Origin of the sequence: Micromonospora sp. U56, assembly GCF_018070095.1 — a bacterium.
GTDB classification, from domain to species: domain Bacteria; phylum Actinomycetota; class Actinomycetes; order Mycobacteriales; family Micromonosporaceae; genus Micromonospora; species Micromonospora purpureochromogenes.
Map to the genome: position 1 here is coordinate 1 of NZ_JAGPYL010000211.1, position 5,662 is coordinate 5,662.

Below are 5,662 nucleotides of genomic sequence, written 5' to 3' on the forward strand. Positions count from 1 at the left end.
ACCGGGTGCTGGGCAGCGGCGTGCCGGCCCGGGTACCGGACTTCCGGTACGAGGGCAAGCAGGCCGGTGTGGTCGCCGACTCGCTGTTCGACATCAGCGTGCAGCGGGTGCTGGGCGGCCTGCTGGTGTGGTGGGAGCGGCTCGACGAGCACCAGCGTCGGATGGAGCGCACCGAGCTGCTGGGCAGCCTCGGCTGGGCGGAGTACGACCTGATCACCGGCCGCAGCGAGTGGTCGCCCGGCATGTACCGGATCTTCGAGCGTGATCCGGCGCTGGGCCCACTGTCGCGGGCCGAGCAGTCCGCGGCGATCATCCCCGACGACCACCGGCTGCGGGAGGCCGCCTGGCAGACGTTGGACAGCGGCGCGGCGTCGGACGTCACGGTGCGCTTCCGGGCGGGCTCGTCGGTGAAGTACCTGCGCATCCTCTCCGACGTCGCCCGGGACGCCGACGGCGCTCCGGTGAAGATCTACGCCGTGGTGCAGGACGTGACGGCCCGGGTGGCCTCGCGTACCGCCATCGAGCGGCTCAGCGACCAACTGCACACCCGGGAGCTGACGGCGCTGGCGGAGCATCGCCTGGCCCGGCAGTTGCAGAACCTGATCCAGCCGGTGCCCCGCGAGCCGGTCCCGTTGGCCGGCCTCGAGGTGCTGGTCGGCTACCTGCCGGCGGAGAGCGCCGTGCAGGTCGGCGGGGACTGGTACCACGCGCAGACGTTGCCCGACGGACTGGTCGCGCTCGCCGTCGGCGACGTCGCCGGGCACGGCCTGGAGGCGGCCAGCGGGATGGCGCACCTGCGGTTCGCGCTGGTCGCCTGGCTCTCGATCGGCATCCGGGACCCCGGAGTGCTGCTCGGGCACATGAACCGGCTCTGCGGGCAGCTGAAGATCACCGCGACCGCGGTGGTCGCCGTCTACGACCCGGCGACCCGGTCGCTGTCCTGGGCGCAGGCGGGGCACCTGGCCCCGTTGCTGGCGCGCGGCGGGACGACCGCCGAACTCGACCGGCCCGCGGGCATGCTGCTGGGCGCCGACGCCGACTCGACCTATCCGGTCGTCGCCCCACGGCTGCGCGGGGACGACCTGTTGCTCTTCTACACCGACGGGCTGGTGGAACGCCGGGCCGGCGACCCGGTCGACCTGCTCGGCCCGGTGATGCGGACGCTGTCCGACATCTCCCGTGACCCCGACGCACAGACCCTGCCGCGGCTGCGCGACGTGCTGCACCGGCCCAGCCCGGAGGACGACACCTGCACCCTGGCCGTGCGCGTGCTGCGCTGACCCGTCCTCAGAGGCGGAACCGGAGCCGCACCACCGTCCCGGCCGGGGTGGGCTCGACGGCGACCTCGTCGCAGATCCGGGCGACGATCGCCAGCCCCCGACCGCGGATCGCCTCGGCGGTAGGCATCTCGCGGGCCACCGTGCGCGGTCCACCCTGGTCGACGACGTCGCAGACGAGCTGGCCCGCCTCGGCCCACACCCGCACCAGGCCGCCCCCGTGGGTGTGCTGCAACGTGTTGGTCGCCAGCTCGCTGACCGCCAGCGCGAGCAGCTCCACCCGGGCCGCCGGCAACCCTCGGGCCAGGGCCCGGGAACAGACGAATGCGCGGACGTGCGCCAGGTCGTCGGCCTGCGCGTACGGCATCGTGGCGACCGCGGAGGACGGGCTCGCGGGACGGTCAGACATCGTCGTCCTCCACCGGCCGGCGGACCGTCACCGCGGGTCCACGCCGTCGTCGGTGGGCGGTCGCAGCAGGTCGGCGACGCCGGTGATCGCCAGGACGTTCGCGACGGGCCCGCGGGCGTTGACCACGTACAGCCGGCCGCCGGCCGCGCGGGCCGCGTGGTGGGCGGTGACCAGGCCGTGGATGCCGGTGGAGTCGAGGAAGTCGAGCGCCCCCGCGTCGACCAGCACGACCGGGGCACCGGCCACGGCGGCCAGCAGCGCGGCCGTGAGCTCCTCCCGGGCGGCGAGGTCACACTCGCCGGCGAGCCGCACCACCGCCCGCCCGGGTTCGGTGGACGTCCTCGCCTCGAAGTGCGCCATAACGGAGCTCATCCTTCCCCGCGCGGAGCAGTCGGCCGGTTCGCGCACATGATGTCACCCCCCGGCGAACGTCGCGCCCGGCGCGGCAGCCCGATGTTCCGGCTCCGGGACACCGGCCGGCGACCTGGCCGCTGGTGAGCGGCGCCGGGCATGGTTCCAACGCAGGTGGGGGCGGGTCCCGCGGATCAGGCGGCGGGCGCCAACCAGGCCACCGCCCGGCGCACGGTGGCCTCGGGTACGTCGTGCCCACCGTCGAACTCGTCGTAGGTGACGTCGTAGCCGAGGGTCTGCAGGCGCGGCACGAGGGTCCGGCTGCACCGGTCGATCGGCAGCACCCGGTCGGCGGTGCCGTGCGAGATGTAGACGCGCGGCGTGCCGTGGGTGAGCAGCGGGGCGGCGAAGCCGGGGGAGAAGGCCAGGACGGCGTCGAAGACGTCGCCGTTGATGAGTCCGATCGACAGCGCGTACGACGCGCCGTCGGAGAACCCGCCGATCAGCATGCCGCCGATCGCGTAGCCGGTGACGATCTCCTGGAGCACCCGGTCGATCCGCCGTACGTCGGGGCCGAAGCCGACACCGATCAAGTCCCAGGTCGCCGCGGCCGACTGCGGTGCGACGAGCAGCAGGCGTTGGTCGTCGGCGACCGGCAGCATCAGCTCCAGGGCCTGCCGGGGTGCCCCGCCGGCGCCGTGCAGCAGCAGGGCCAGCCGGTACGGGCCGCCGTCCGCCGGCGCCGGCACGTAGGCCTGGGCGACCAGCTCACCGTCCGGTGCGTCGAACGACACCAGGCCGGTGCGGCCCGTGGCGGCGACCGGTGGACCCGGTCGTACGCTCAGCCGGCCGTGCCGTGAGTTCTCCTCCGGCTGCTCGTGCGGTCGGGCGGTCTCCGGGGTGATCGGCATGGGTGCCTCCGCTTCGGCGGGACTGTCCGGCGGGCTACCCGGTCCGGCGCGAAGCAATCCCGCCCCGGCGGGGGAAGTGGTCCGGCGTGCGTAAGGGCGCCTGAAGCGGATCGTAAGCGGGATCCGGCAACGTTCTGGGTGTCACCGGAGAGCACCACCGACAGCCAGGAGATCCCGATGCGCAAGCTCATCAACTCGACCTACATCACCCTCGACGGCGTCATCGAGAACCCCATGTGGACCATGCCGTACTTCGACGACGAGGCCGCCGCCTTCGCCGCCGGGCAGACCGACGAGGCCGACGCGCTGCTGATGGGTCGGATCACCTACGACGGCATGTCTGCCGCCTGGCCGACCCGGGACGAGAGCGACCCGAGCACCGGCGCCGCCTACTTCAACAACGTCAAGAAGTACGTCGCCTCGACCACCCTGACCGATCCGACCTGGAAGAACAGCGAGGTGCTGCAGGGCGACCTGATCGAGGAGGTGACCCGGCTCAAGGCGCAGGACGGCAAGGCCATCCTCCAGTACGGCTTCGGCTCGGTCACCACCCAGCTGATCGCGGCCGGTCTGCTGGACGAGGTCCGGTTCTGGATCCACCCGGTGCTGGAGGGCGGCGACAGCGTGACGGCACCGCTGAAGGACTTCAAGGCGTCGTTCGAGCTGGTCGACACGAGGGTGCAGCGCAGCGGCGTGATCATCGCCTCGTACCGGCCGAAGGCGGCCCGCTGACGGACGCGCTCTCCAGCTGGGCCCGGGCCTCGCCCGGGCCCAGCGTGCCGCCCTCGGTGACCAGCGCCTCGAAGCGTTCCCGGCCGACGGCGGCGACCAGCCGTACCGTCACCCGGTCGGTCTCGTCGCGCTCCGCCGGCGCGGCCGGAGCCCCGGCGGCCTCCCGCGCGGCGGCCGCGGCGCCCAGCAGGCGGGCCGCGACCTCGGGCGAACGCACCGCCGAGGCCATCCCCTCCAGCGCGTTGACGGCGTCCCGCGGGGACTCCATCGCCTGCGCGGCGTCGAACGCCTCGACGTGCAGGGCCAGAGCGGCGGCCGGGTCGCCGTTCTGCTCGGCCGCGTAGCCCAGCTCGACCAGGACCATCGGCAGGTACAGCGCGGGCTGCGTCTCGCGGCGGCCCTGCTCGGCGATGCGGGTCAGGTGCGTGACGGCCACGTCGAGCTTGCCGTCGCGGCGGGCGGCCAGGCCGAGGCCCATCTCCGCGAAGATCATCGCGTTCGGCGCGTTCTGCTCCACCGCCAGCTGGTACGCGCGTTCGGCCAGCTCCCGGCCCTGCCCGTAGTCGCGGGTCTGCACCGCCAGCCAGGCCAGCCAGGACAGCTTGCTGCCCACCTCCGGCCAGAGCGACAGCTCCTCGGCCCAGCGCAGGCCCTCCCGGTGCAGGGCGGCGGCGCGCTCGTGCTCGCCGCGCATCTCGGCCAGGCCGCCCACCCAGTCGGTCGCCTGCAACCGGCCCCAGCGGTCGCCGAGCTGCGCGAACAACGCCGCACTGCGGGTACCGGCGTGCTCCAGCGTGGCCAGGTCGCCGGTGGCGTGGGCGAGTTTGGCCCGCGAGCTGAGCACCGCCGCCTCGGTCCAGGGGTCGTCGACGGTGGTGGGCAGCAGCTCCGCCGCCAGGGTCAGGTCGCTGCGATCGATGACCGCGTTCGCGACGAACCACGCGGCCCGGCCGTCGGGGTCGCTTGCCAGGGCGGCGCGCAGGTCGCCCGGCGCGATCGGTTCGCCCTGCAGCAGCGCGAACCCGGCCCGCCACGGCGCGGCGCGCGCCTCCTCGGCCGGGTCGCCCCGCATCGCCAGCGCCCGCCGCGCCTCGGTGAGCCGGCCGCGCAGGAACCAGTACCAGCTCAGCGCGACCGCCAGGCGCAGCCCGCCGCCGTGGGCCAGCGCCGAGCGCAGGTTCGCCGCCTCGGCGTCGAGTCGGGCCAGCCACTCCTGCTGGTCGGCGCCGCGCAGCTCCGGGTCGGCGCGTTCGGCCAGGTCGGTGTAGTACGTTGCGTGCCGCGCCCGGACCTCGTCGGCGTCCTCGAGACGTTCCAGGCAGAACGCGGCGACCGACTCCAGCAGCCGGTAGCGGGGGCTTCCGCCCGAGTCGTCCACCGCCACCAGCGAACGGTCCACCAGCCGGGCCAGCGCGTCGAGGTCGGTCCGGCACACCTGCTCGGCCGCGCCAGGCGTGCAGCCGTCGCTGAACACCGCGAGCCGGGCCAGCACCCGGCGGTCGGCCTCGGCCAGCAGGTCCCAGCTCCAGCCGATCACCGCGGTCAGCGTGCGCTGCCGTGGCGGCATGTCCCGCTGCGCGGTGGCGAGCAGTCTGAACCGGTCGTCGAGCCGGTCCACCACGCCCTGCACGCCGAGCGCGCGTACCCGGGTCGCGGCCAGTTCGAGGGCCAGCGGCAGGCCGTCCAGCCGGCGGCAGAGCTGCGCCACCGCGGGCGCGGTCCGCTCGTCGAGGTGGAAGCCGCGGTGCTGCGCGGCGGCGCGGGCGGCGAACAAGCGGGCCGCCGCCGAGCGCCGGACCGCGTCGAGGTCCCGGTCGTGCTCGGGTACGGCCAGCGGCGGCACCTCCCAGAGCAGCTCACCGGTGAGGCCGAGCGGTTCCCGGCTGGTGGCCAGCACGGCGACGCCGGGCGCGTCCCGCAGCAGCCGGGCGACCAGCGCGGCGACCGGCTCGATGACGTGCTCGCAGTTGTCCAGCACGTGC

The 5,662-nt window shown here is 74.5% G+C and carries 5 protein-coding genes and 1 pseudogene; 2 read left to right on the forward strand and 4 right to left on the reverse strand.

What is annotated here, in order from left to right; all coding sequences use genetic code 11:
- The coding region (locus KBX37_RS33190) for a PP2C family protein-serine/threonine phosphatase (protein ID WP_210779776.1) at positions 1–1,280 on the forward strand (1,280 nt) is incomplete at its 5' end.
- 7 nt (positions 1,281–1,287) lie between these two features.
- Here the strand turns inward: KBX37_RS33190 and KBX37_RS33195 are convergent.
- The 3 genes from KBX37_RS33195 to KBX37_RS33205 form a co-directional block, all read right to left on the reverse strand.
- A complete protein-coding gene (locus KBX37_RS33195; protein WP_210779777.1) occupies positions 1,288–1,686 on the reverse strand; it encodes an ATP-binding protein in 399 nt (132 codons plus the stop codon).
- A gap of 27 nt (positions 1,687–1,713) precedes the next feature.
- Positions 1,714–2,046 carry an anti-sigma factor antagonist gene (locus tag KBX37_RS33200; RefSeq protein WP_210779778.1) on the reverse strand — a complete coding sequence of 111 codons (333 nt, stop codon included), beginning with the start codon at positions 2,044–2,046 and terminating at the stop codon, positions 1,714–1,716.
- Positions 2,047–2,231: 185 nt separating this feature from the next.
- Entirely contained in the window at positions 2,232–2,948 is a 717-nt protein-coding gene (locus KBX37_RS33205) for an alpha/beta hydrolase (RefSeq protein ID WP_210779779.1), read from the reverse strand.
- Positions 2,949–3,125: 177 nt separating this feature from the next.
- On the opposite strand from KBX37_RS33205, the gene KBX37_RS33210 reads away from it, so the two are divergent.
- Positions 3,126–3,680 carry a dihydrofolate reductase family protein gene (locus tag KBX37_RS33210; RefSeq protein WP_210779780.1) on the forward strand — a complete coding sequence of 185 codons (555 nt, stop codon included), beginning with the start codon at positions 3,126–3,128 and terminating at the stop codon, positions 3,678–3,680.
- Here the strand turns inward: KBX37_RS33210 and KBX37_RS33215 are convergent.
- Positions 3,646–5,662 (reverse strand): annotated as a pseudogene (locus tag KBX37_RS33215) (transcriptional regulator); the annotation flags it as partial. The gene KBX37_RS33210 and the pseudogene KBX37_RS33215 sit on opposite strands and share 35 nt — an antisense overlap.

Coding starts and splice junctions, on each gene's coding strand:
- KBX37_RS33195 (WP_210779777.1), bottom strand. CDS start 1,686: ATGTCTGACCGTCCCGCGAGCCCGTCCTCCGCGGTCGCCACGATGCCG.
- KBX37_RS33200 (WP_210779778.1), bottom strand. CDS start 2,046: ATGGCGCACTTCGAGGCGAGGACGTCCACCGAACCCGGGCGGGCGGTG.
- KBX37_RS33205 (WP_210779779.1), bottom strand. CDS start 2,948: ATGCCGATCACCCCGGAGACCGCCCGACCGCACGAGCAGCCGGAGGAG.
- KBX37_RS33210 (WP_210779780.1), top strand. CDS start 3,126: ATGCGCAAGCTCATCAACTCGACCTACATCACCCTCGACGGCGTCATC.